This window comes from Treponema sp. TIM-1 (assembly GCF_046533115.1).
Lineage (GTDB): Bacteria > Spirochaetota > Spirochaetia > Treponematales > Breznakiellaceae > JAIRMO01.
This window is the reverse complement of the sequence record NZ_JAJQRC010000002.1, coordinates 208,949-232,940: the sequence shown is the minus strand read 5'-3', so window position 1 is coordinate 232,940 and position 23,992 is coordinate 208,949. Positions and strand designations below refer to the sequence as shown.

The 23,992-nt window shown below is 50.0% G+C and carries 21 protein-coding genes and 1 tRNA gene; 8 read left to right on the top strand and 14 right to left on the bottom strand.

The genetic code is table 11. From position 1 onward, the window contains the following. Nucleotides 1-69 precede the first annotated feature (69 nt). The 4 genes from LQZ21_RS02545 to LQZ21_RS02530 all read right to left on the bottom strand — a co-directional run bounded on the left by LQZ21_RS02545 (nucleotide 70) and on the right by LQZ21_RS02530 (nucleotide 2,255). On the bottom strand, nucleotides 70-582 hold the full coding sequence (locus LQZ21_RS02545) for a hypothetical protein (RefSeq protein ID WP_411042572.1): 513 nt from the start codon (nucleotides 580-582) through the stop codon (nucleotides 70-72). Nucleotides 583-771: 189 nt separating this feature from the next. Next, entirely contained in the window at nucleotides 772-1,320 is a 549-nt protein-coding gene (locus tag LQZ21_RS02540; protein ID WP_411042571.1) for a hypothetical protein, read from the bottom strand. A gap of 108 nt (nucleotides 1,321-1,428) precedes the next feature. Continuing rightward, nucleotides 1,429-1,806 (bottom strand): hypothetical protein, encoded by a 378-nt coding sequence (locus tag LQZ21_RS02535; RefSeq protein ID WP_411042570.1) that lies wholly within the window; start codon nucleotides 1,804-1,806, stop codon nucleotides 1,429-1,431. 35 nt (nucleotides 1,807-1,841) lie between these two features. After that, the gene (locus tag LQZ21_RS02530; protein ID WP_411042569.1) at nucleotides 1,842-2,255 is read right to left on the bottom strand and encodes a hypothetical protein; all 414 of its coding nucleotides are present in this window, start codon (nucleotides 2,253-2,255) and stop codon (nucleotides 1,842-1,844) included. A 132-nt stretch (nucleotides 2,256-2,387) separates the two neighbouring features. Between LQZ21_RS02530 and LQZ21_RS02525 the strand changes: the two genes are divergently transcribed. Further along, nucleotides 2,388-2,735: a helix-turn-helix domain-containing protein gene (locus tag LQZ21_RS02525; RefSeq protein WP_411042568.1), complete on the top strand. Its 348-nt coding sequence runs from the start codon at nucleotides 2,388-2,390 to the stop codon at nucleotides 2,733-2,735. Here LQZ21_RS02525 and LQZ21_RS02520 read toward each other — a convergent pair. The 7 genes from LQZ21_RS02520 to pepF all read right to left on the bottom strand — a co-directional run bounded on the left by LQZ21_RS02520 (nucleotide 2,708) and on the right by pepF (nucleotide 9,552). After that, nucleotides 2,708-2,968: a hypothetical protein gene (locus LQZ21_RS02520; RefSeq protein WP_411042567.1), complete on the bottom strand. Its 261-nt coding sequence runs from the start codon at nucleotides 2,966-2,968 to the stop codon at nucleotides 2,708-2,710. The genes LQZ21_RS02525 and LQZ21_RS02520 overlap by 28 nt on opposite strands. Before the next feature lie 112 nt (nucleotides 2,969-3,080). After that, entirely contained in the window at nucleotides 3,081-4,454 is a 1,374-nt protein-coding gene (locus LQZ21_RS02515) for a tyrosine-type recombinase/integrase (RefSeq protein WP_411042566.1), read from the bottom strand. Nucleotides 4,455-4,812: 358 nt separating this feature from the next. After that, nucleotides 4,813-4,885, bottom strand: a tRNA-Met gene (locus LQZ21_RS02510). A 409-nt stretch (nucleotides 4,886-5,294) separates the two neighbouring features. Beyond that, complete coding sequence (gene msrA / locus LQZ21_RS02505; protein ID WP_411042565.1) at nucleotides 5,295-5,801, bottom strand: peptide-methionine (S)-S-oxide reductase MsrA; 507 nt, start codon at nucleotides 5,799-5,801, stop codon at nucleotides 5,295-5,297. Between the two features lie 104 nt (nucleotides 5,802-5,905). After that, on the bottom strand, nucleotides 5,906-6,763 hold the full coding sequence (locus LQZ21_RS02500) for a MetQ/NlpA family ABC transporter substrate-binding protein (RefSeq protein WP_411042564.1): 858 nt from the start codon (nucleotides 6,761-6,763) through the stop codon (nucleotides 5,906-5,908). A gap of 125 nt (nucleotides 6,764-6,888) precedes the next feature. Continuing rightward, nucleotides 6,889-7,578, bottom strand: coding sequence for a methionine ABC transporter permease (locus LQZ21_RS02495; protein ID WP_411042563.1), 690 nt, complete (start codon nucleotides 7,576-7,578; stop codon nucleotides 6,889-6,891). Between the two features lie 174 nt (nucleotides 7,579-7,752). Continuing rightward, on the bottom strand, nucleotides 7,753-9,552 hold the full coding sequence (gene pepF, locus LQZ21_RS02490) for an oligoendopeptidase F (protein ID WP_411042562.1): 1,800 nt from the start codon (nucleotides 9,550-9,552) through the stop codon (nucleotides 7,753-7,755). Between the two features lie 90 nt (nucleotides 9,553-9,642). On the opposite strand from pepF, the gene LQZ21_RS02485 reads away from it, so the two are divergent. After that, entirely contained in the window at nucleotides 9,643-10,896 is a 1,254-nt protein-coding gene (locus tag LQZ21_RS02485; RefSeq protein WP_411042561.1) for an HlyC/CorC family transporter, read from the top strand. Nucleotides 10,897-10,934: 38 nt separating this feature from the next. Here the strand turns inward: LQZ21_RS02485 and LQZ21_RS02480 are convergent, their stop codons facing one another. The 3 genes from LQZ21_RS02480 to LQZ21_RS02470 form a co-directional block, all read right to left on the bottom strand. After that, nucleotides 10,935-12,425, bottom strand: a complete 1,491-nt coding sequence (locus LQZ21_RS02480; protein WP_411042560.1) for a glycogen synthase — start codon at nucleotides 12,423-12,425, stop codon at nucleotides 10,935-10,937. A gap of 66 nt (nucleotides 12,426-12,491) precedes the next feature. Then, nucleotides 12,492-12,908 carry an ACT domain-containing protein gene (locus LQZ21_RS02475; RefSeq protein ID WP_411042559.1) on the bottom strand — a complete coding sequence of 139 codons (417 nt, stop codon included), beginning with the start codon at nucleotides 12,906-12,908 and terminating at the stop codon, nucleotides 12,492-12,494. A gap of 9 nt (nucleotides 12,909-12,917) precedes the next feature. Further along, the gene (locus LQZ21_RS02470; RefSeq protein ID WP_411042558.1) at nucleotides 12,918-14,219 is read right to left on the bottom strand and encodes a phenylacetate--CoA ligase family protein; all 1,302 of its coding nucleotides are present in this window, start codon (nucleotides 14,217-14,219) and stop codon (nucleotides 12,918-12,920) included. A gap of 266 nt (nucleotides 14,220-14,485) precedes the next feature. On the opposite strand from LQZ21_RS02470, the gene LQZ21_RS02465 reads away from it, so the two are divergent. From LQZ21_RS02465 to LQZ21_RS02440, 6 genes are all read left to right on the top strand, one after another. Then, nucleotides 14,486-15,550: a response regulator gene (locus LQZ21_RS02465; RefSeq protein ID WP_411042557.1), complete on the top strand. Its 1,065-nt coding sequence runs from the start codon at nucleotides 14,486-14,488 to the stop codon at nucleotides 15,548-15,550. Continuing rightward, complete coding sequence (locus tag LQZ21_RS02460) at nucleotides 15,543-16,571, top strand: HD-GYP domain-containing protein (protein ID WP_411042556.1); 1,029 nt, start codon at nucleotides 15,543-15,545, stop codon at nucleotides 16,569-16,571. Before LQZ21_RS02465 ends, LQZ21_RS02460 begins: the two co-directional genes overlap by 8 nt. Nucleotides 16,572-16,638: 67 nt before the next feature. Then, complete coding sequence (locus LQZ21_RS02455) at nucleotides 16,639-17,790, top strand: FIST N-terminal domain-containing protein (RefSeq protein ID WP_411042555.1); 1,152 nt, start codon at nucleotides 16,639-16,641, stop codon at nucleotides 17,788-17,790. A 10-nt stretch (nucleotides 17,791-17,800) separates the two neighbouring features. Next, nucleotides 17,801-20,206: a PAS domain-containing sensor histidine kinase gene (locus LQZ21_RS02450; protein WP_411042554.1), complete on the top strand. Its 2,406-nt coding sequence runs from the start codon at nucleotides 17,801-17,803 to the stop codon at nucleotides 20,204-20,206. A gap of 25 nt (nucleotides 20,207-20,231) precedes the next feature. After that, complete coding sequence (locus LQZ21_RS02445; RefSeq protein ID WP_411042553.1) at nucleotides 20,232-21,236, top strand: diacylglycerol/lipid kinase family protein; 1,005 nt, start codon at nucleotides 20,232-20,234, stop codon at nucleotides 21,234-21,236. Then, nucleotides 21,211-23,982, top strand: a complete 2,772-nt coding sequence (locus LQZ21_RS02440) for an ATP-binding protein (RefSeq protein ID WP_411042552.1) — start codon at nucleotides 21,211-21,213, stop codon at nucleotides 23,980-23,982. Before LQZ21_RS02445 ends, LQZ21_RS02440 begins: the two co-directional genes overlap by 26 nt. Nucleotides 23,983-23,992: the final 10 nt, after the last annotated feature.

The following is a 23,992-nucleotide window of genomic DNA, read 5'->3' as shown; positions in this document are numbered from 1 at the left end:
AAAGCGTTTCAGGGTGTTCGGCAATATTATTGACTCCATGCGTACTGACGCTTTTCTCTATAAAACTGCCTAAGATAGTGCGACTCTCAAGTTCGTAATTGTTCGGTTTTTTTCAACCCGTAATGCGTCTTGCAATGAATTACCTTTCTTGCTTTTTAAATAGGTGATAATGAAATTATCAATTTCTTCAATTTCAGGATAAGTAATTAAATTATCCATTTTCTTTATTTTTAAGGTCGCTTGTATTTTTGATAGAAGTGTTGTTATCCTATATTCATTTTTGACCTTTTTGATAAGACATTCCTTAAGTAACATGGCTATCGTTTTGTCAATTTCAACCTGCACTGTTTCTGGGTTAGAAAAAACATTGGCCTGTATCTCAGATTTGGGCGTTAAAATATTGGCATCTATATTTTTTTTATATTCCTGAATATAAGAATTCACTTCATTTTTTACTCGTTCGCTTAGGTTTGTTTTTATAATTTCGGCTAAATTTACCGGATAGTTGGGTGTAGGATGAGATTCTAATTCATTCAGTAGGTTTTTCAGCATATCTTGTTCTGTTAAATCTTCGTCTTGCATTGATATTTTTTTCCCTATCTTATTAGCTTATCCCTTCGGAGCTGTAAAAAACAAGAGGCTTTCTGGGCAATAAAACAGCCCTTCCGAACGCAAAGAAGGTATTTTCCTTGCACTCGAAGGGCTTTTGACGTGCTCTGATAGGGCTAAATACTCTTAGACACAAGGAAATGGCCTTCTTTGGGATCTCCTTTATATGTACAGTTCCGGAAATGCCCCCTTGAAATCCTCAAAGATGTTTTCAAGCCCCGTAAAGCCGCTTGCGGTGTCATTTGCGTCTTTGGGCATTCTCGTTCCAATGACGACTTCTCCCCCATGTCGAACCTTTACTTTTGCCCGGTCATACCCCTTCGGTTTCCACATATTATCCGGTATCAATTGTTTATCCAGTGAAACCAGATACAGTTCACAATAGTCCGGGGCAAAGTGTATGGGTGAAATCCTCCTGGCTTTTGCGAAGGCGGAGACGGTCTTGACCTGGACCAAAACCACCCCATTGGGGGCTAATCCGAATGGGTACTTTATGTCCCATGCCTTTTGTGCGGCACTGCCGAATTCAAGATCGGGGTGTCCCTGCCGTTTCAGATACTCAAAAACAAAGGCTTCTCCTATTACGCCAGTCTTTTGGTCTCCGGTTTCGGGAACAAAGTCAAAAGCCTTGTCCTTTTGAATACATTCAAGTTGCCCATACGCTTCTGCGTATTTCTTGACCACATCAAGAAACTTGCCAAAGTTTTGCATATTTCCCTCTTATGGGATATATCCCATTGGAGAAATAATACATCGCTATTGGATAAAGTCAAGCGGTATGGATGAAACCAGGCTACTATTTTGTATTTGTCTCCTAAATCAGAAACTATCTCTATAAGCCGCAAGTTTGCTTATATCTTCCGCTTTGGTAAGAACAATACTGTCGATATAAGCAAAATTACTAATTAATTTCCGTAATTTAAGCCTAAGCGGATGATTCGGGATACGTACATACCGGACGGAACCAACATCAATACCCATGTCAAGAAGAAGGGTTTCTATTTCCTGCTCAAGAGTATACTTAATAGGGGCAAGAGGATAATTCTCATTACTGTTATATGTGATAGCATCACGTATTACCACATCCGGTTCACTCTTTGCGATTAAAACGTCAATTCTATCCTCAAAGTCATCGGCATAGACCAATACTGCCCCTAGAACCGTCAAAATCACCATGAGACCAGCTATCTTTTTCATATTTTTCTCCTGCCTATATTCGTAGAATACACCCCTTATTCGGGCTTATTGGCGTAATCAGTTATGTCCTTTTCAAACAAAACCAAATATCCGGCTCCAAAGGTCCATATTCCCAGTGTTACCACAAGAATAATTATTTGTAGAACCATTATGAAAATATTTCGTGTGGTGTGAGGAAGTATTTGGTGACAATTCCACCCGGCGGTATTATATTTGTGTATTGTTTGGCTCAATGCCTTGCGTGGGTTAGTTCCGATGGCCCCGATTAACCCGCCGGAAAGTGAAACTCTGACAATTTTGTTTAGTTTTCTTTGCTTAAATTCATCACTGGTGCTTATATCATCAAAATCCTGGGCATCTTCTTTTTCCTGCTTCTTGGAAACAATGATACCTATAATAACTACCGCAACGATTACCAAAAAAGGAAAGAAACCTGTCGGCGAATTCATTTGTATCCTCCTGTTTATTTGGGTATTTTAGCCCTCAAAATGTTCTATTGGAGAATTATAACATTTCTTATTAGGTGTTGGTCAATCCCATTTATCCAATAATAGAATAAAACATTCTCCAAAAGGTGGATTATGACCGAACAGGAACTACGGGGCATTCTAAGCCTGAATATCAAAAAATACCGCATTAGCCGGAACCTCTCCCAGGCTGATTTGGCCGAAAAACTTGATATTTCCGTCAATTTTTTGAGCAATCTTGAAAATGGCAACAAATGGCTTTCTCCCCTGACTTTGGTAAAGTTTGCCTCCGCCCTAAATATCGAACCCTATGAGTTATTCAAGCCGGAGGGGGCTTTACCGCCTGATGTGCCTGCTATCCTGAACAAGTCCTTTGATGAGGCGGTCATAGCCGTTACCCGGACCCTCAATCAAGTCCGGGGCTATTACCTCTCTCAAGCCGATGGCCCCCCGCAAGATTGACCGTCCTGTCCGGTCTTAACCCGCTGAAAGTTACTGCCCACATATTTCCGCAAGTCCTCAGTGCGTTTCCGTATTTCCGTAAGAAGGATTTTTATCCCCCTGGGGGTTCCCGGTTCCATGTCCTCTCTGTATTGGATTAAGGTTGGTATCATGTCACCCAATGCGGTAATTTCCGCCGCTATTTCGGCCAATCCATTTTCTACCTGTTCCCACTTGCTTGAATATTCACTCATATAATCCTCCTGTTATACAGTTGCATTGGGGAGGCCCTCCATTCACAAAAAAACTAATATTTTTAGTTTTTTTTGGATTTTTTACGGGAAAACAGCCTTACATCCGTTAAGATTATGCTTCCATGACAGCCCCAGACCTATCCGGAGGGGAACCCCGGCCTATGAGGGGCTCGGTAGGTTGTTCAGGTAACAAATTACCGAAAGTCTCTATCTGGGCCTCCCGTATCTTTTCCCGGTCTCCCACCAGCCGATGCCCCGAATAGTGGTCAAGCATATCCAGGGTTTTATGTCCGGTCTGCTGTTTTAATAGTTTCTCGTTGACCCGTTCCCGCATATAGGAGGTGAAGTAATGCCGCCATCCATGGAAGGTGTATACCTTGGCCGATTTTTCACTCATACCGGTTCGTACCAGGGCTTCCCGCAAGGTACGGTTGAATATCGCCTGCTCCATGGGTTTGTCCGCTTTTTGTTCCGCCCAAAACACATAGCCGTCCATACTCTGTCTGTGGGGATTGTGTACGGCTAAGGTCAACAATTCCCGCATAAGCCCCGGAAAAGGAACCTCCGCAACCCGGCTTTCATTGGTTTTGGTGGTTTTAAGGCCGTCCTGCCGATTCCACGAATGCCGGACATAGAGGCAATCCTTTCCCAAATCCTGTACCCGGAGTCCCTGTATCTCCCCCGCCCTCATGCCGCTTACCATGGCAAGCATATTCGCCAATTTGGCCCGTTCATCCGGCCATTCAACCTTAAACACCGCCTGCATCAGTTCCGGGGTCAATATCTGCCGTTCCGCCGCCTTGCCGGAAAACCAGGTGATGCCCTGGGTTACGTCCCGGTCTACCATTTCCTTGTTGAAGGCCCACGACAGGGCGATAGTCCCCGCCTGAATGATGGTGTTTTTCCGTTTTGCTGACTTTGGAATGGATTTACCCTTTTGGGGCAGGGTTTCAAAATACTCGATGAAGGCTTCTATGTCCTGCCGCCTTATCTCCCCTAAGAGTTTCCCGGAAAAGAAGGGGGCCCAGTATTTTTGGACCGCTCCGGACTGTTCCCGGCAATACCGCCGATGTATGCCGTGATTTTTCCGGAGTTTTTCTTTGACGTAGGGGGAATTGTCATAGTCCCAGAAATTGATGAGGAAATCCGGAAAATCCCGGTCTTGCCGGGTTCCGGCTAGGACTGCCTTTTTCAGGATACCCCGGTGCTGTAATTCACCGATGATGAAGTCCACATCATCCGGGGCTAAATCGGTATCCTTCGCCATTTCCCGTAGGGAATACCGTTTGATGTCTATGGTTTTGCCGTTTTGTTGTGGTATCCCGTCCCGGAACCACCCAAAGGCGGTCTGTATTGCCGCCGATTCGCTTACTTGCCTGGTACTGATTGGTGGAAGATACTTGCCGGTCTGCGGATTTTTGAAGGCAACTACGTAACAGGGCCGGTTGGCCCTCTTGAACACAGAAAAGGGGAGAGGCTTTTTCATTTCCCTAATCCTTGCGGAATGACAAGGAAGACGGGTTTTCTATGTCGTCTTATATGTCATTCGGGTTTCTGCAATGATTAGGAACGCCTCTTGAATGGGAAGTTCCCCGCCAGGACCGGTACGACGTACTATTCCTGGTGTTTAGATAGTCCAATATACCCCACTGGTGGGGGTGTCTCATTTTAGCAGGGCCAGGACTCGCCCTCTATCCCTCAGCATCCTTGCTTCGGGACTCCAGGCCGGGGTTTCCGCCTGACGGGGCCATCCATGGCCCCTGGTCCTCCCGCTGGTCGGCGGCGGAAACCCTTCGAGTCCTGCATATAGACAAAAAAACGCCCTCCGGAGAGGGCGCATTTTTTAGCAGGGCCAGGACTCGAACCTGGGACCTCCGGGTTATGAGCCCGACGAGCTGCCAACTGCTCTACCCTGCGTCGTGGTGAATAAAATATATAACAAACAAAAAGATTGGTCAAGGGGCCGCATTGCCTAATAATTATTCTAGCCGAAAAGGGGTGGTTGTCCAGTAACAAAAATCCAGCCGAAGTCAGGCCGCCGGGTTCTGACCTCCTCCTCCCTGACAGGGAGGGTTTCCTGTGTAGCCTTTTTTCACGGTTTATCATCAAGCGTTTCTCCACGGCCTCATACAGCCTCTGGTTCAATTCAACCGGGATATATACCTTGCTTTCTTCCATCGCAATTCAGCATGATTCTCTGTCTACTATGTATATCCAGCCTTATTCAATTCCCCCTTTCCGGATGGAATTATTATAATTTGGACTAGATTTTTAGTTATTAGGCATCATGGGAGCCGGTTACTCCATGGTTACTCAAATGAAGGTATTAATTTAGTTTTGCCGCCTTAGCCCGATCAAACAGGGACTGGTTTATATGGCAGTAACCGCCGGGGTTTTTTTCCAGGTATTTTTGGTGGTACTCTTCGGCGGTATAAAAATTTTCCAGGGGTTTCACTTCTATGGCCACCGGGGCGCCGATTTTTTCCCGGAGCTTCTCCAGGGATTCTTTGATCCCGGGCAGATCATCCCGGTCGGTATAATAAATACCCGTACGGTACTGGGTCCCTACATCCGCCCCCTGTCTGTTTAACGAAGTCGGATCAATGGCTTCGTAATAAAGATCCAGCAGAAAGGACAGGCTTATCACCGCCGGATCGTATTCCACCAGGACCGTCTCGGCATGGCCGGTTTCCCGGTATTTTACCTCTTCGTAAGAAGGGGTTTCCGTGCTGCCGTTAGCATAACCAACCTCGGTACGGCAAACACCCCTGATGAGGGAGAAATATTTTTCCGCCCCCCAGAAACATCCAGCGGCAATATAAATCGTTTTCATGGCTTTCATGTTACCATATAATAGACAGCCGCAAAAGGCCCGTTGTGGACCTTTTGCGGCTATCCTTGAGGCAATCCCCAAACTAAGCCTGGGGAATCGGTTCCTTAAAAGGTCGCTACTACACCGCCGTCATAGTGGGAGGCGATGTAATCCCGCACCTTTTGGGATTGGAGGACTTTTTTCAGGGCCGCCACCCGGGGATCGTTTTCATCCCCCTTCCGTACCACTACGCCGTTGACATAGGGGCTTTCAGCGCCTTCGAGAATAATGCTGTCCCGAACCGGGTTGAGTCCCGCTTCCAGGGCATAGTTACCATTGATGGTAGCGCCGTCAACATCGGCCAGGGAACGGGGCAGCTGGGCCGCTTCCAAAGAGCGGAACTTGAACCCCCGGGGATTATCGATGATGTCCAGGTCTGTGGGCCGCAATCCCGTCTCGGGTTTCACTTTGATAAGGCCGTTGGCCTGGAAGAGCAGCAGGGCCCGGCCGGTGTTGGCGGGATCATTGGGGATGGCGATGGTCGCCCCCGGAGGCAGGTCCGCTACGGACTTGTATTTCTGGGAGTAAAGCCCGAAGGGTTCCACATGAATACCGTAGAGGAAGGAAAGCTTTGCCTTCCAGTCGTCATTGGATTCAAGATATGGAACGTGCTGGAAATAGTTCGCGTCCAGTTCACCGGAAATCAGCGCCGTATTGGGCACGATATAGTCGGTAAACTCCACCACTTCAAGCTTGATACCCTCGGCAGCCAGATCGTCCTTTATCAGGTTAAGCAGTTCCGCGTGGGGTATGGGGTTTGCGCCGACCTTCAGGACGGTGGTTCCGGCCTTTTCTCCGCTGCCTTTGGCAGCCACGGGCTGCACAAAGGCGAGGGCCAGGATAAGCGCCGCGGCTATCGCCAGAGCGCCCGGTACGGAAAAGCGCTGTTTTCCGTTGAATACAGATTGTATTCTTTTTTTCATATAATCCTCCTTGGATTTTGTAGAGATTTTTTTAAAATACGATGGTCCTGAGAGACCATAATTTTAAAAAAACTATATATAAAGCAGGAATACCGGAAAAAACCGATATCCCGCCAATTACCCTTTTACCGCTTTGAAAGCAGCAAGCGGCTTACCGCAGATCCACCCAACTGAACCCCCTCTACGAGAAACAGGAGCACCACCACGGCTCCGGCGGTCACATCCATCCTGAACCGGTAATAACCGTAACGGATGGCCATATCTCCCAGCCCACCGCCACCAATAGCCCCGGCCATGGCGGAATATCCGATGAGGTTGATGATAGTCAGGGCCAACCCCGAAATCAGCGCCGGCAGCGCTTCCGGTACCAGTACCTTGTAAATTATCTGAAAATTGGTGGAACCCATGGCCCGGGCCGCCAGCAGACAGCCGGAATCCACCTCTTGCAGGGCCGATTCCACCACCCTGGCCACAAAGGGCGCGGCGGCAATGGACAGGGGGATAACCACCGCCGTAGGCCCGATGGATGTCCGTATGATGAATCGGGACAGGGGCATCAGGAGTATCATCAATATAATAAAGGGAAATGAACGGAACAGGTTCACCACCCGGGAAATGATATTGTAGATGACCTTTCGGGGTATCAGTCCCGGAGGCGAGACACTGTACAGCCAGATTCCCAGGGGAAGCCCCAAAAGGCACGCAAAAAAAGTGGACGCGAAGGTCATATAGATGGTTTCCGCCGTTGATTTAGGCAGCAGTTCCAAGACCTCCATAATAGTTGAACGGTTAAACATCCCCTCACTCCTTACCATTTTCCTGTTATATATTAATCCTATATATTTAATATGTTATCAAATGAATTTATTTTTGTCAAGTAATATAGGTTAAAAAATGTAAAATTTAAAGCTGCCCCAAGTACCCCGCATTCAACCCTGAAGTGCAAAACTCAAGTTTTTTAAACCCGGTTTCGCCACCGTCCTACCAGTCTAGGGGATAAGCCCCTCCAGTTCCTCCACCAGCCGACCGAAGGCCCCGCAGGCCGCCTCCACCGGAGCGGGGGAGGACATATCCACCCCCGCCACTTTCAGGGACTCCATGGGAAACCGGGAACCTCCGGATTTAAGGAAGGCAAAATAGTCATCCCGTTCCCGCACTCCACCGGAGAGGACCCGTTCTGCCAGAGCCAGGGCAGCGGAGATCCCGGTGGCGTATTTATATACGTAGAAAGCCCGGTAAAAATGGGGAATCCGCAGACCTTCCAGATCGCTGGTTTCTTCCAAAACCATTTCCGGACCGAAATAGGTTTTCTGCAGCTTCCGATATTCTTCCCGGAGGAGTTCCGTGGTCAGGGGAACGCCCCCTTCTTCCAGCTCGTGGGTGCGGGCCTCGAATTCGGCGAACATGGTCTGCCGGTACAGGGTGGAGAGAATATCATCCGCCCGGTGGTTGATGATGGAGGTTTTGAATTCCTCCCCTGTACCGTGACTTTTAAGGTAACGGAAGAGGAGTTCCTCGTTGAAGGTACTGGCTACCTCGGCCTCAAAGATCGTGTACCCGTAGTGGATAAAGGGGTTTGATCGGGCGGAATACCAGGAGTGCATGGAATGTCCCCCCTCGTGGGCCAGGGTGAACACGTCCCGGATGCTGTCTTCCTTGTAGTTCATCAGGATATAGGGTTCCCCGGTATAACTCCCCGAAGAAAAGGCCCCGGACCGTTTTCCCTTGTTTTCATACCGATCCGCCCAGCGGCCCCGGAGCCCCGCCGCGAGGACCCCCGTGTACTCCGGTCCCAGGGGAGCCAGAGCCGAGGTAACCATATCCACCGCCTCGTCCCAGGAGGTCTTCCTTGCCGGGGCGGCGGTGATGGGGGCGTATACATCGTAGTGCCGCAGGGTATCCAGTTTGAGGGCCCGCTTCCGCAGGGCATAATAACGGTGCAGGGGGGCAAGATTTTGGTTTACCACCGCCACCAGGTTATCGTAGACCCCTTCGGGAACCTGGTCGGGGAAAAGCGCCGCTGCCCGGGCGGAGGGGTACCCCCGGATCCGGGCCCGGATCACGTCCTGTTTGACCTGCCCCGCATAGAGGGCCCCCAGGGTGGTTTTGTGGGAATTGAAGCAGTGGTAAAAGGCTTCGTAGGCCCGCCGGCGTATATCCCGGTCAGGGTTTTCCATGAACACGGACCAGGTGGAATGAGAGAGGGGCCGCTTCCCCTGGGGGGTGTCGATAGAACCGAAGTCCATATCCACATTGGTAAGCACCGAAAAGGCGTCGGCGGCGATGTTTTCCCCCTCGGCATGGAGGGCCAGGAGCCGTTCTTCCCGGTCGCTCAACACATGGGGCTTATACCGGAGGAGTTTTTTGAGGTATATCGTATATTCCCCCAAACGGGGATGAACCAGAAAGACTTCCATGGTTTCATCGGGGATGGCCTGGATCTCCGGAACCGCCCAGGATCCCGCAGCCTGGGCCTTGGCCGCGGCCATCATGAACCGACCGGTCATGGTCCGGGCGGCGGCATCCCCCTCATCCTCGGTCTGCCTGAGTTCGGCATAAACCCCTAGGCGTTCCTCCAGGATATTGAAGTCCCGGACAAAGTCCAGGTAATCCGCCAGGGCTTCCGCGGACTTGCCCAGGGTTCCCTGAAAACCGGGAATCCTTTCGGCGATTTTTTCGTATGCTTCTAGGCCTTTTTTCCAATCCCCATCATTGGGGTAGAGCTTGGAAAGGTCCCAGGTATCTTGCCGGTTTACCTCCGAGCGGAGGGGTATACGATGTTCATCCATACTTATAGATATAGGGGAGGAGAAAGATCCTGTCAAGGCGGCAGGATATATTTACAGGGACGTCAAAATCGTATAAGAATTAAAAGACAAATGGATTCTTTTAGTATTGGTATTATTATTTCCCTCGGCTTATTGCTCATGGGTTCCGCTTTTTTTTCGGCCAGCGAAACCGCCTTTTCATCGTTAAACCGGATAAGAATAAAAAATCTGGCGGGGCAGGGGAATAAACGGGCGGCCCTGGTCCTTGCCCTGTCGGAAAATTATGACCGGCTTTTGTCTACGGTGCTTATCGGAAATAATATCGTCAATATCAGCTCCTCCGCCTTAGCCACGGTGTTATTTGTCGGCTTTTTCGGCAATGCCGGGGTCAGCCTGGCGACCCTGGTGATGACCGTACTGGTCCTCCTCTTCGGCGAAATTTCCCCCAAAACCCTGGCGAAAGAAAACCCCGAACAATACGCCATGTTTGCCGCTCCCCTGTTAAAGGGCCTGTTGATCGTTTTTTCTCCGATAAACCGGCTGATTACCCATTGGAAACAATTTATTCTCAAGGTTTTCAGGATCCGTTCGGATCGTTCCGTGACCGAGGCGGAACTCCTCACCTTTGTGGAGGAAGTACGGCAAGAGGGGGGCATTAATAAGGGAGAGGAGGACATGATCCGTCAGGCCATTGAGTTTGACGATCTTACCGCCAATGATATTTATACCCCCCGGGTGGATGTGGCCGCGGTCTCCCTCACGGATTCCACCGAAACCATTAAACAGAAATTTTTCGATACCGGATTTTCCCGGCTGCCTGTTTTTAAGGAATCCATCGATAATATTATCGGAGTTATTTTGCTCAAGGATTTCCTCTACCAGGTGATTACGCAAAAACGCCCCCTGGAACAGATTGTCAAACCCGCGGTATTTATCACCAAATCCATGAAAATTTCAGGGCTCCTCAAGATCCTCCAGGAAAAAAAGTCCCATATGGCGGTTCTGGTGGATGAATTCGGCGGAACCATGGGGATTATCACCATAGAAGATATTATGGAAGAGTTGGTAGGTGAAATCTGGGATGAACATGAAAAGGTGGTGACCAACATTATCCCCCTGGAAGGGGGGGGCTATACAATTCTTGGTAATACCGGCTTAAAGGATTTTTTTGATTTTTTTTTCCTGGATGAAGGGGAGGGGAAACCCGGAGCCCTTACCGTAGGAGGCTGGGTAATTGAAAACCTGGAAGGGGCGCCCCGGGAGGGGGATCAGTTTGTTTTTAAGGATCTTTCCGTTAAGGTCTTAAAGACCCTCCGTCACCGGGTCATGGAGGTTCTGGTCACCCGCCTGTCGGACGGACCATAAGCCAGTAGGCGGGAATATACCATGGTATCCCGATATTTTCAAAATGGGTTGCTATTACGGGCGTTTAGGCCGCTTTTATATAATTCGACATACTTTTCCGCTGATTTTTTCCAGGAAAAATTCTGCCTCATTCCAGTAATACGCATGGCCTCTACCAGGGACCGGCGGTTGTAATAAGCCCACACCGCCCAGCCGGTGGTGTCGTATATGGCGTTGGGAGTAAGATCATCAAACATAAATCCCGTTCCTGTCCCGGTTTCCTGGTTGAAATTTTCCACCGTATCCGCGAGTCCGCCGGTATTCCGTACTATGGGGGGGGTCCCATAGGCGAGGGAATAAAGCTGGTTAAGGCCGCAGGGTTCATAACGGCTCGGCATAAGAAAGAAATCGCTCCCCGCTTCCACCAGGTGGCTTAAGTCTTCGCTGTATCCGATCCGGGCCTTAAAATTGGATAAGCGCGAGGAGAGACTTCGGACCTCATTTTCACACCAGGCTTCACCGGTACCCAACAGGACAAACTGGATATTCATATCCCGGCAAATAGACCAGGCGGAACCGTAGGAGGGACCAAACAGGGCTCCCACGCCCTTCTGTTCGGTAAGCCGGGTTACCATACCGATGACCGGAACCTGAGGATCCCCGGGCAATTCAAAGGCCCGTTGCAGGGCCTCCTTGGCCTTGGCTTTCCCCGCCATATTTTTAATACTGTAGGGCTGGGGAATAAACGTATCCTTGGCCGGGTTCCAGACGTCGGTATCTATACCGTTGAGGATCCCCGAATAATCCGCGGACCGGTATCGGAGCATTCCGTCCAGGCGGAAGCCGTGGGCTTGGGTCTGGGTTTCCCGGGCATAATTCGGGGAGACCGTATTCAGCTTGTCGGCACAGTTGATCCCCGCTTTAAGAAAGTTCATCATATTCCAGTCGTCTAACCCGGCTTCAAAAAAAACATTCCACCCCAGCCTGGTATAGTAATAATTATCCTTACTGTAAATTCCCTGATACCCCAAATTGTGGATCGTCAGGACCGAAATGGTTTTGGCAAATTCTCCGGTCCGCTGCCCGAATTTAAGGAGAACCGGAACCAGGGCCGTCGGCCAGTCATGGGCATGAAGCACATCGGGATACCAGGAAAGTTTCCGGCATAGTTGAAACACGGCATGGGAAAAAAAAGTAAACCGCCGGGGATTATCAAGAAAATCAGGCTCCGCAGGGATCCCATAGATACCGTCCCTGCCGAAAAAATTTTCGTGATCGATAAAAAAAACGGAGATGGGGTTCTTGGGAGGAGCCCCCGGCAGGCGTGCCGTATAAATGGCGCTCCATTCTTCACCTCCCCCCACGGGAACCCCCAGGGCGCCTTCAAGTTTGGTGAGTTTATCCCGGTTTATGGAGTAATACCGGGGAATAACGATCCGCACTTCATGACCCAATTTTGCCAGGGCAATAGCTAAAGCGGATACGGCATCGGCGAGGCCTCCGGTTTTTGCGTAAGGAACAGCTTCACTGGCAGCCATTAAGATCTTCATTTTTGCCCCTCTATTCGCCGGAGGTTCCCTGTCCCGCCATTAGGGCGGGCAGGTTCATTCAGCGCCTTAAAAATGGTCGATCATAGCAAGACCATGGTCTTCTATAATTTTAAGCCCTATTTCAAAATTTTCCAGCTTAAAAATAACCACCGCCTTGCCGGTTTTCCCTTCCAGGGAAGCGTAGAGATATTCAATATTGACATTGGCTTTTTGGAATAACTCCATCACCTTGGCCAGGCTTCCCGGGGTATCACTGATTTCCACCGCCACCACATTGGTCTCCCGGGTAGTAAATCCGGCGGCATTAAGGACCGTGAGGGCCTCGGCATCCTTGTCCACAATAAGCCTGAGGATACCGAAATCCGCCGTATCCGCGATGGAGATGGCCCGGATATTGATACCTCCCTGGGCGAGAACCCTGGTCACCTCCGCCAGACGGCCCGCGTTATTTTCCAGAAACACCGATATTTGTTTAATCTGCATAATTCCCCCTTATATCTTACGGTTGTCAATAACCCGCTTTGCTTTGCCTATGGACCGTTCTATGGTTTTTGGTTCCACCAGCTTGACCTTAAGGCTGATCTGCAGTTTGGATTTCATCACGTTTTCGATCTTGGTCCGTAATCCCTCCAGATCCCGGGTTTCATCGCTGAAAAATTCCTTTTTTACCTCCACCTGAAGTTCCACTTCGTCCAGGTGGGAAGTCCCCCGGTTGAGGATGATGAGATACTGCGGTTCGGTTCCCTCAATTTCGATAAGGGCATGCTCTATCTGGCTGGGGAAGACGTTGACCCCCCGGATGATGAGCATATCGTCGGTTCTGCCGAAAAGGCGGTGCATCCGCAGGGTGGTTCTGCCGCAGGAACAGGGCTCGGTTATAAAGTAGGTTATGTCCCGGGTCCGGTAACGGAGCAGCGGGGTTCCCTCTTTGGTCAGGGTGGTAAAGACCAGTTCCCCCTTTTCCCCATAGGGCAGGGTCTGTCCCGTATAGGGATCGATGATTTCCGGATAGAAAAGATCCTCATTGATGTGGAGCCCATCCTGGGCTTCGCACTCAAAGGCCACCCCGGGTCCGATGATCTCGGTAAGTCCGTAGATATCGTAGGCCTTCATATCATAATGGGCCTCGATCTCCTTCCGCATGTTTTCACTCCAGGGTTCGGCCCCAAAACAGCCCTTGTTTATGGGAAGTTTTTTTAAATCTATCCCCGCCGCTTCCGCTTCCTCCGCCATATACAGGGCATAAGAGGGGGTACAGGTAAGGATGGTGGACCCAAAGGACTGCATCACCTGGAGCTGCCGGGCGGTATTCCCCGATGACATGGGCAAAACATTTGCCCCCAATACCCGGGCGCCGTAATGTGCCCCCGGTCCTCCGGTGAAAAGACCGTATCCGTAACAATTCTGGACCGTATCATCCCGGGTACACCCCGCCGCCGCCATGGTCCGGGCCATGGATTCCCCCCAGATTTCGATATCCTTATGGGTATAAGCGTCTACCACGGGGATTCCGGTGGTTCCCGATGACATGTGGATTTCCTCAATAAGCGACTTCGGACAGGCCAGCAGCCCATAGGGGAAGGTCTCCCGCAGGTCATCCTTAGTGGTAAAGGGCAGCTTTTCGATATCCTTTAGGGTGTGGATGTCCCGGGGTTTTATCCCAAGGTCATCCATTTTTTCCCGGTAGAAGGGTACCACGGCATAGAGTTTTTCTACCTGGTTTTTAAGATGGGCCAGTTGCTGCCGTTTTCGGGTTTCCCCATCCATGCATTCATATTCAGGATTAAAGATCATAATTTTTCCTTACAAAAAAATTTTTGAGAAAGAAATGGAGCCCTACAGGCTTATAATATACCTATTTACCGGATTCCCTCAATACCTCAATGAAGAACCCGGGAGCCGAGTTCCGGGATACGGACCCCGCCTTCCAGTCAACAGATAAACCCGGGGTTATCCGGCCGCCTGGAATGACAGGTCCGCCCGGAGTGTCTTGCAGATTGATTCAATTCATGATAGATTTTATCAAATATGGGAATCGCCCGGATATTATGGATAGGAGTATGGCAAAGCAGATACTGGTAGTGGATGATAATCTATCCAGCCTTAAGCAGATCGGCGCTCAACTTACCCCCCGGTATGAAATTTCTCTGGCCAAATCCGGTCCCCTCGCGTTACAAATATGTAAACAGGAAAAGCCCGATCTCATCCTCCTGGATATTGAAATGCCCGAAATGGACGGTTTTGAGACCATAAAACGGTTAAAAGCAGACCCGAAACTTAACCCAATACCGGTTATTTTTCTTACCGGCAACCGGGACATGGATACCGAAATCAGGGCCCTCCAGTCCGGGGCCATGGATTTTATCACCAAACCGGCCAATAAGGATATCCTGCTCCACCGGCTGGAACTCCACCTCCAATTTTCCGCGTATCAGACCTCCCTGGAACGTACCGTAATGGAACTGGAAAACAGCATCGTTGCCTCCTTTGCGGAGCTTATCGAATGTAAGGATCGTAATGTGGGCGGCCATGTACTGCGGACCGGAAAATATGTGGAGCTTATCGGCAAGGAACTGCTGGTGGAGGGGACCTTTGCGGGGGAGTTTACCGAAAAGGATTTGAACCGGATTATCCGGGCCACCCCCTTCCACGATATCGGCAAAGTCGGCATCAGTGATGTTTTGCTTCTCAAAAGGGAACAATTGACCGAAAAAGAATATGACGAGGTAAAAAAGCATACCATTATTGGGGCCCGGTTTTTGAAAAAGATCTATGAGCGTCTTCCGGAAGAGGAGTACCTGGAATTGGCCATCCATCTCGCCCGATCGCACCATGAGCGGTATGACGGTACGGGCTATCCCGACGGCCTCGCCGGGGAGGACATTCCCCTTTGCGCCCGGATCCTCGCGGTGGCCAATGTTTATGACGCCTGTTTAACCGACCGGGTTTACCGCAAGGCCATGGACTACGATGATGTCTTCCAAATGATCCTTGATGGAAAGGGAAGTGCCTTTGATCCCCGGGTGGTAGACGCTTTTGTGGCTGCCCGGGATGCCGTGGCGGCTTTGGATATAAAGACGCTGCCGGTGTTGAAATTTGAAGGGGACAGACTGGATTATGCATAAAATCCTGGTGGTGGATGACAATATCTCCAGTCTCAAACAGATCGGCGCTCAACTTGGGGGGAGTTATGAGGTATCCCTCGCTAAATCCGGCGCCATGGCATTGCAGATCTGTATGCAGGAAAAACCGGACCTGATCCTCCTGGATATCGAAATGCCCGAGATGGACGGGTTTGAGACCTTAAAACGGTTCAGGCTTAACCATTATCTGGGAAGTATCCCGGTTATTTTTCTTACCGGAAACCACGATACCGAAATCGAAGTCCGGGGGCTTCAGTCGGGGGCTCGGGATTTTATCACCAAACCGGTAGAAAAAAGTATCCTCCTGCATCGGATAGAACTGCACCTGCGATTTTCCTCCTACCAGGCCCAGTTGGAAAAGACGGTGGCGAAACTTTCGGAGAATATATCCTTGTCCTTTGCGGAACTTATCGAATGCCGGGATGAAAATACCGGGGAGCATGTGGTTCGTACCTCAAGGTATGTGGGGATCCTGGGCCGAAAGTTGATCGAAAATGGGATGTTTATGGATAAACTGACCCCCACGGATCTGGAAATGATGGTCCGGGCGGCGCCCCTCCACGATATCGGAAAGATAGCCATCAGTGACCGGATCCTCCTCAAACCCGATCGGCTGGATGATGAAGAGTTTAACATCATGAAACAGCACACCTCCATCGGGGAGGAAATTTTGGCCCACATGTTTGACCGGACCCCTACCCAGCAGTATCTGCTATACGCCAAGCAGATCGCCGCATCCCACCACGAACGGTTTGACGGAAAGGGATATCCCAAAGGGCTCGCCGGGGATGAAATCCCCCTGTGCGGGCGCATTATGGCGGTGGCGGATGTTTATGACGCCCTGGTAGCCGACCGGGTGTATCGCCGGGGGATGAATCACCTTGAGGCGTACCGGATCATCATTGAGGGAAAAAATAAAAACTTTGACGGCAGAGTGATAGATGCCTTTGAAGCCATCCATGAAAATTTGGTAGACTCCATAAAAGCGTCTCCCGTCAGATAAGACATATTGGGGGAATTCCAAAAATTTCATGGAGCATACTGCTTTTTTATTTTATGGAGGTACGGTTATGATTAAATTTTTTACCGCATTTACGGAAGAGATCGATGAGGTGGATCTGGCAGTGTCGGATCTGTTGGGACAGTTGGATTTGGAGCATAATCGTTTAACCAATTCATTGGGCATCATACATTGCTATAGCGATTTTGTGGACAGCGGGGTGGTTAAGGCCCTTTCGGAAAAACTCCCCTTTGATACCGTTGGTTCGACCACCATGAGCGTTTCGACAGCATCCGGCATGAGCCAGATGGGTCTTACGGTAACGGTGCTGACCAGCGACGACGTACAATTTATAAGCGGCGTTTCGGGGCCTGTTACTGATTCCGTTGACGCTCCCCTTACGGAACTCTACAACAGAATCACGGCGGGGCTTTCCGAAAAGCCCGCCATGCTGATGCCCTTTGTTCCCTTTCTGTTCAATGTGGGAGGGGACGAATTTGTCGAAAAGCTCGATGCCCTCTCCGGGGGCATCCCCGCCTTCGGTACCCTGGCCATCTCCAGCGAACAGGATTTCAGCAGGTCCTATACGATTTGCAACGGCGAATCCTACCTGGCCTCTATGGCATTGACTGTCCTGGTGGGCAACGCGGCTCCTGAATTTTTAAGCGTCTCCGTAAATGCAGAAAACGTTCTCAAACAAAAGGCGGTCATAACCGGGGTAAACCGTAACATTGTGCAGACCATAAACAACATGCCCGCCATAAAGTACATTGAATCCATAGGACTTGTTAAAGGTAACGATGTGATGGGCCTGCAGGCCATGCCCTTCATTATTTATCTGGAAGATGGTTCCATGCTGGTCCGGGCCTGTATCAACGGTACCGAAGACGGCGGTTTGATCCTGTGCGGGGCTGTCCCGGTTAATTCCACCGTCGCCCTGGCCACCATGGGATTCGAGGATGTGGTGAATTCCACCGAAAAAAAGGTGACCGAAGCCCAGGCGGCAGCCAAAGGCCGCGGGATATTGATGTATTCCTGCGCGGGACGCAACTGGGCTCTGGGTATGCAGCCCCTGGCGGAGCATGAAAAAGTAAAGGAATGTCTTAAGGACACGCCCTACCATTTTGTGTATTCCGCGGGGGAGATATTCCCCTCCCAGATCAGCGGCAGCAGGGTGGTAAACCATTTGCAAAACGACTCTCTGATCATCTGTATTTTATAAGAAGGCGGCAATGACGGAAACAGCGGAAGAAGTACAGGCCCTGCGGGAAGAAAACGCCTCGTTACAGATTCAGGTAAAAAGACTCAATCGTCTGCTTGCCAATCAGCAAAATACGATGATGCGCTTTGAAAGAGTATCCGCCATCCGGGACGGACTTGCCGCAAAATTGAAAGAGGAACAGACCAAGCAGGAAAAATTCATGAACATGATGCTGGAAAACAGTTCCAACGTCATCATACTGCTGGACGGCGAGGGACGCTTTGCCTACTGCACGGATACCTTTCTTAAAATGGCGGGGATACAGAATTTCGGCCTTGTCAACGGACTGCACTTTTCCGAGGTTTTCAGGCGTTTCAACAACGATGCTTTTTCGGAACATACCGTCGCCTGCATAGGCCGCGCCATGACCGAACAGGGAACCATAAGAACGGAAGAAACGCTGGACATTACCGGCAGCGGCGAATTCAGGATCTATACCACCAATACCACCGCCATGCGGGACAAGTCCGGCACGGTAGAGGGCGTTATGATCCTCTTTCACGATGTTACAGAAACCCTGCGGGCCAAGGAGGCGGCGGAGGCGGCTTCAAAGGCGAAAAGTTCCTTTCTGGCGACCATGAGCCACGAGATCCGTACCCCCCTCAATGCGATTATCGGCCTCTCGGAGATCCAGTTGCAAAAGGATCTCCCCGAGGACGTCCATGTTGATCTGGAAAAGATATACAATTCGGGTTCTATCCTCCTGGGAATAATCAACGACGTCCTGGATATTTCCAAAATTGAGGCGGGTAATTTTGAGCTTATCCCGGTACAATACGATACCCCCAGCCTGATCAACGATACGATTCAGTTAAACATCGTCCGCATCGGTTCTAAACCCATCTCCTTTAAACTGCATATTGATGATACTCTGCCGGCCCGGCTTTTCGGGGACGAACTGCGGGTAAAGCAGATTTTGAACAATATCCTCTCCAATTCCTTTAAGTACACCCGGGAAGGAACGGTACTTCTTCATATCGGTTGGGAAAGACAGGGTGAGGATGCCCTTATCGTCTTTGTTATCAGTGATACCGGCATCGGTATCAAAAAAGAGGATGTGGGCAAGCTTTTTTCAGAATACAGTCAGTTGGATACCCGGACGAACCGCAAGATCGAGGGGACCGGACTGGGACTTTCCATCACCAAGAAACTGGTGGAAATGATGGATGGACATATCTCCGTGGAAAGCGAATATGGCAAGGGCAGCGTCTTTACGATCCGGCTTCGCCAGGGAATCACCGATCTCAGGCCTATCGGACCTGAGGTCGCGGAAAATCTCAAGTCCTTCCGGTTTATTGAGACCCGGCGCACCCGGAGCAAAAATCTGGTCCGGGTCCGCATGCCCTACGGAAAAGTTTTGGTGGTGGACGATGTGGTCACCAACCTGGATGTGGCCAAGGGACTGATGCTTCCCTATGGTTTGACCATCGATTGTGTACAGAGCGGACAGGAAGCGATTAAAAAGATTCGGAACGGACCGGTAAAATATGATGCGATATTCATGGATCACATGATGCCCGAAATGGACGGTATTGAGACGACCCGGATTATCCGCAATGAAATCGGTACGGAGTACGCCAGGACCGTACCGATTATTGCCCTGACAGCCAATGCCCTGGTGGGAAATGAAGAAATGTTCATGGCCGCGGGTTTCAACGCATTTATGGCGAAACCTATTGATATCATGCGGCTGGATGTTATATTAAATCAGTGGGTTCGGAACAAGCAGAGTGAAGAAACCCTCTGGAAGGTGGAACAGGAACCTTCCCAGCAGGCTGAAGCTTCGCAGAATTCCAGCGCCGGCATACCGGAGAATGTGAAAATTGACGGTATCAATCTCAAGGCGGGAATAGAACGTTACGAGGGGGAAACGGCCTATCGGGGGATCCTCCGTTCCTATATGATCCATACCCCGGAACTTTTGAAGAAACTTCGTTCCTTTTCCCGGGAGACCCTGCCGGAATATGCCATAACGGTCCACGGAATAAAAGGTTCCAGTTTCGGTATCTGCGCCGATGGGATCGGCAGAGAGGCGGAGGAATTGGAACATGCCGCAAAGGCGGGGAATTACGAAAAGGTAAGCGGCCAAACCGCCGCTTTTATTGAGAAGGTGGAAGCGGCCCTTCGGGGTATTGAGGATCTGTTACGGGACGCTGCGGAAGATGGTTCCGCAAGACAGAAGGCCGCCACTCCCAGCAAGGACCTGCTGAAAAAACTGTTGGACGCCAGTAAACGGTTTAAGCCCACGGTGATGGAAGATATCCTAGCGGAACTTGAAGAATACGAATACGAATCCGGAGGAGATTTAGTGGAATGGCTCCGGGAACAGATGGATAATCTGGAATATGAGGCCATTCGCGAACGGTTAGAAACATAAATTAAATTTTTGGGGAAGCCTGCTTATGGATGAAACACGCATACATCTCTTTGTGATCAATCCTAAATCTTTTCCCCTGCAAACGGATCGGTCCCGGATCCTTTCGCGGATAGAGGATTATTTTAAAAAAAATCCCGGACCGGAGTATACTATCCATATCTCCCGCTATCCCCGGGATGCGGTCAGTGTCATTAGAAATCAGATCGGGCGGATGGACCCGGACCGGATCCTCCGGGTATATGCCCTGGGGGGGGACGGGATCATCTTTGATTGCCTTAACGGTATCATAGGCGCCCCCAATACGGAATTGGCTCTGATGCCCTATGGGACCGGCAGTGATTTTGTCCGTTCCTTTGGGGACGAGCATTATGAGGAATTCCGCAATATTGAATTACAGATTACTTCCCCGGTGATCCCCACGGATGTGATCCACTGCGGGAACAACTGTGCCCTGAACTTCTGTATGGTGGGCCTGGAAGCGGCTTCGGTGATCAGGACCCTTTCATTGAACCGGCGTTTTGAAAAGCTCCGTTTCCGTTTTTCCGCCCTAAACAGTTTGTTTTACGTTATCGGAGGGGTGCGGGCGGCCTTTGATCAGAGTGTTATCGGTCAACGCTACGAGATAGACGCCGACGGGGAGGATTTAAGCGGCGACTACAGTCTCATCAATATCGCCAACGGCCCCTGTTACGGTTCCGGTAAGTCTCCGGTTATCACCGCCGTACCGGACGATGGAAAGCTGGATATGATTATCGGGCAGAAGGTCAGTTCCCTTCAGGTTCTCAGGTTTATTACCGGTTATTTAAAAGGGCACTACTATAAATATCCCTCGCTCTGTTCCCTGCGGCGGGTAAAGAAAGTATCCATCAGTTCCGAATCCCCCCTCCTGGTCAATCTGGATGGGGAGGCTTTTTTTGATTCGGAACTTACCATAGAAATCATACCGAGGGCTGTGCGGATCGTCACGGTTAATAATTTGGCCTACCGGAGGAGAAGGGAATACCATGAAACAAATCACCCTGCCCCATAGGATCGATGACGTCTTATTTTACCGGCTGGCAAACAGTTTGGCGATTTTTTCCATATTCGTCTTCGGATTTTTTCGCGGTCTGGATTATGTAGCCCAGGGGGCCTACAAAAAATTGGTGGAGATGATCGTCTTTACCTTCATCGCCGTCCTTTGTCTGTTCCTGATGATCTATTTCATAAAAAACATCCGGTGGCTTGCCCTCCTGGCACCCCTGGTGGTGTTTATCTCCTATACGGTGGGCTGCGTGATCATCGGGAGTTTCCGGCATTATTTTATTGTATATGTTGGCCTCTGTGTCCTTGCGGGGGTGTACTTTCAGCCCTGGAGTATGTTGAGATTTATTTTTATCACCAATCTCATCATTTTATGCATAACCTTTTCGGGGACCTTCTTACGAGAAGATACGGGAATCACCCGGATCAGTACCCTCCTCATCGATTGGGTTATGGCCTTGAGCGCTTCCGTATTTATCTATCTGATTGCCGGTTTTACCCGGCAAAAAACCTATGCATCGGTTAAGGCGGAAGGTGCCTTTAGTACCCTCATGGCTACTACCCCCAATCTTATTGCCCTGGTGGATGAACTAAACTGTATCACCTTCATCAGTAAACCCCTGGCGGAATTTGCCCGTATTAAAAATCCCGCCCTGCCCGTGGGGCGGCCCATCCTCGATCTTTTTGGGGATATGAATGTCAAGATGATGATCGCCGAGATCCTGAATAACGGGGGGGCCTATGAGGGTACTAAGGAGATCCTCCGCAATGGGGAGCCCCGGTATTTTAAGATCATTGCCAATAAATTGTCCGGGGAGACCCAGGGTACCTTTATCGATATCACCGATATTACCTCGGTAGTACAGGCAAAGCTGGAAGCGGAAGCGGCCAGCCAGTCCAAAAGCGCCTTTCTGGCAACCATGAGCCATGAGATCCGTACCCCGCTGAACGCGATCATCGGTCTTTCGGAAATTGAGATACAAAAGGATCTTCCTCCGGAGACCCATGAGGATCTGGAAAAAATATACAATTCCGGGTCCGGTCTTTTGGGGATTATCAATGACATCCTGGATATTTCCAAGATCGAGGCGGGCAGTTTTGAACTTATCCCGGTATCATACGATACCCCAAGCCTGATTAACGATACGGTACAGCTTAACATTGTCCGTATTGGTTCCAAGCCTATCAACTTTGAGCTGGATTTGGATGAAACCCTTCCTTCCCAGCTTTATGGAGATGAGCTGCGGGTAAAGCAGATATTAAGCAATATCCTCTCCAATGCCTTTAAATATACCCATGAAGGCAGCGTGATCCTGCGAATCCGGTGGGAAAAACAGGGAGATGACGCTATCCTTTCTTTTACTGTGACGGATACCGGCAAGGGTATAAAAAAAGAAGATCTGGATAAGCTTTTTGTCGAATACAGTCAATTTGATACCAAGGCAAACCGTAAGGTTGAAGGTACCGGTCTGGGGCTTTCCATTACCAAAAGACTTGTCCAGATGATGGGAGGAACCATCAGGGTAGAAAGTGAATACGGCAAGGGTAGTACCTTTATCGTCACCCTGCGGCAGCGGCTCGACAATGAACAGCCCATAGGCAAAGCGGTAGTAGAAAATCTCTGTTCCTTCCGGTTTAGGGATGATAAACGCAGTCGGGGGAAAAATCTTATCCGTTTTTACATGCCCTATGGCCGGGTCCTGGTAGTGGACGATGTGACCACCAATCTGGATGTGGCCCGGGGCCTCATGCTGCCCTATGGACTCACCATAGATTGTGCCGGCAGCGGAAAAGAGGCCATCGCAAAAGTCCGGGACGAAAAGATGCGGTATGACGCGATATTTATGGATCACATGATGCCCGAAATGGATGGCATAGAGGCAACCCGGATTATCCGTAATGAAATCAATACGGAATACGCAAAAAACGTACCTATTATCGCCCTCACCGCCAACGCAATTGTGGGGAACGAGGAAATGTTCCTTTCCAACGGTTTTAATGCCTTTATCTCGAAACCCATCGACATTATGCGGCTGGATACTATCCTCAACCAGTGGGTACGGGACAAACAAACCGAAGAGAGACTGCAACAGGCGGAGATGATGCGGGAAGAAGCCGATGCCGCCGAAATCCTCGAAGCGGAAGAGGAATATACCCCCGTGAATTTTAACGGCTTTACGGTAGAGGAACTGGACGTGGAGGCGGGGATCGCCCGATACGAAGAAAAAAAGATATATCTGAATATCCTTAAGTCTTACCTGTTACATACCCCGGATCTGCTGGATAAACTCCAGGGTCTTTCCCGGGAAAAGCTCCCCGAGTACGCCGTGACCGTCCACGGTATCAAGGGATCGAGTTACGGTATCGTCGCCACCGAGATCGGCCAATGGGCGGAAAAACTGGAACATGCCGCCAAGGCCGGGGACTACGACACGGTGAGCGGGGAAAACGGCGCTTTTATAGAAAGGGTGGAAGCCCTGCTCACCAAGCTCCGGGAATTATTGCAGTCTGCGTTGGAGCAGAGCCCTGAAAAAAAAGAGGCTGCCAGTCCGGACAGCGACCTCCTTAAAAAATTATTGGATGCCAGCAAGCGGTTTAAACCCGCCATAATGGAAGAGGTTTTATCGGAAATTGAACAATGGAAATATGAATCCAACGGAGACCTGGTAATGTGGCTTAGGGAACAATTGGACAATTTGGAATATGATGCCATCCGGGATCGACTGGAAATGCTGCTATCAGAACAGTCGTAACCGGGAGCCC

Coding starts and splice junctions, on each gene's coding strand:
- LQZ21_RS02515 (WP_411042566.1), bottom strand. CDS start 4,454: ATGAAAAAGCCTCTCCCCTTTTCTGTGTTCAAGAGGGCCAACCGGCCC.
- LQZ21_RS02535 (WP_411042570.1), bottom strand. CDS start 1,806: ATGAAAAAGATAGCTGGTCTCATGGTGATTTTGACGGTTCTAGGGGCA.
- LQZ21_RS02475 (WP_411042559.1), bottom strand. CDS start 12,908: ATGCAGATTAAACAAATATCGGTGTTTCTGGAAAATAACGCGGGCCGT.
- LQZ21_RS02465 (WP_411042557.1), top strand. CDS start 14,486: ATGGCAAAGCAGATACTGGTAGTGGATGATAATCTATCCAGCCTTAAG.
- LQZ21_RS02455 (WP_411042555.1), top strand. CDS start 16,639: ATGATTAAATTTTTTACCGCATTTACGGAAGAGATCGATGAGGTGGAT.
- LQZ21_RS02525 (WP_411042568.1), top strand. CDS start 2,388: ATGACCGAACAGGAACTACGGGGCATTCTAAGCCTGAATATCAAAAAA.
- LQZ21_RS02470 (WP_411042558.1), bottom strand. CDS start 14,219: ATGATCTTTAATCCTGAATATGAATGCATGGATGGGGAAACCCGAAAA.
- LQZ21_RS02480 (WP_411042560.1), bottom strand. CDS start 12,425: ATGAAGATCTTAATGGCTGCCAGTGAAGCTGTTCCTTACGCAAAAACC.
- LQZ21_RS02445 (WP_411042553.1), top strand. CDS start 20,232: ATGGATGAAACACGCATACATCTCTTTGTGATCAATCCTAAATCTTTT.
- LQZ21_RS02540 (WP_411042571.1), bottom strand. CDS start 1,320: ATGCAAAACTTTGGCAAGTTTCTTGATGTGGTCAAGAAATACGCAGAA.
- LQZ21_RS02440 (WP_411042552.1), top strand. CDS start 21,211: ATGAAACAAATCACCCTGCCCCATAGGATCGATGACGTCTTATTTTAC.
- LQZ21_RS02460 (WP_411042556.1), top strand. CDS start 15,543: ATGCATAAAATCCTGGTGGTGGATGACAATATCTCCAGTCTCAAACAG.
- LQZ21_RS02545 (WP_411042572.1), bottom strand. CDS start 582: ATGCAAGACGAAGATTTAACAGAACAAGATATGCTGAAAAACCTACTG.
- pepF (WP_411042562.1), bottom strand. CDS start 9,552: ATGGATGAACATCGTATACCCCTCCGCTCGGAGGTAAACCGGCAAGAT.
- LQZ21_RS02450 (WP_411042554.1), top strand. CDS start 17,801: ATGACGGAAACAGCGGAAGAAGTACAGGCCCTGCGGGAAGAAAACGCC.
- LQZ21_RS02500 (WP_411042564.1), bottom strand. CDS start 6,763: ATGAAAAAAAGAATACAATCTGTATTCAACGGAAAACAGCGCTTTTCC.
- LQZ21_RS02520 (WP_411042567.1), bottom strand. CDS start 2,968: ATGAGTGAATATTCAAGCAAGTGGGAACAGGTAGAAAATGGATTGGCC.
- LQZ21_RS02495 (WP_411042563.1), bottom strand. CDS start 7,578: ATGGTAAGGAGTGAGGGGATGTTTAACCGTTCAACTATTATGGAGGTC.
- LQZ21_RS02530 (WP_411042569.1), bottom strand. CDS start 2,255: ATGAATTCGCCGACAGGTTTCTTTCCTTTTTTGGTAATCGTTGCGGTA.
- LQZ21_RS02485 (WP_411042561.1), top strand. CDS start 9,643: ATGGATTCTTTTAGTATTGGTATTATTATTTCCCTCGGCTTATTGCTC.
- msrA (WP_411042565.1), bottom strand. CDS start 5,801: ATGAAAACGATTTATATTGCCGCTGGATGTTTCTGGGGGGCGGAAAAA.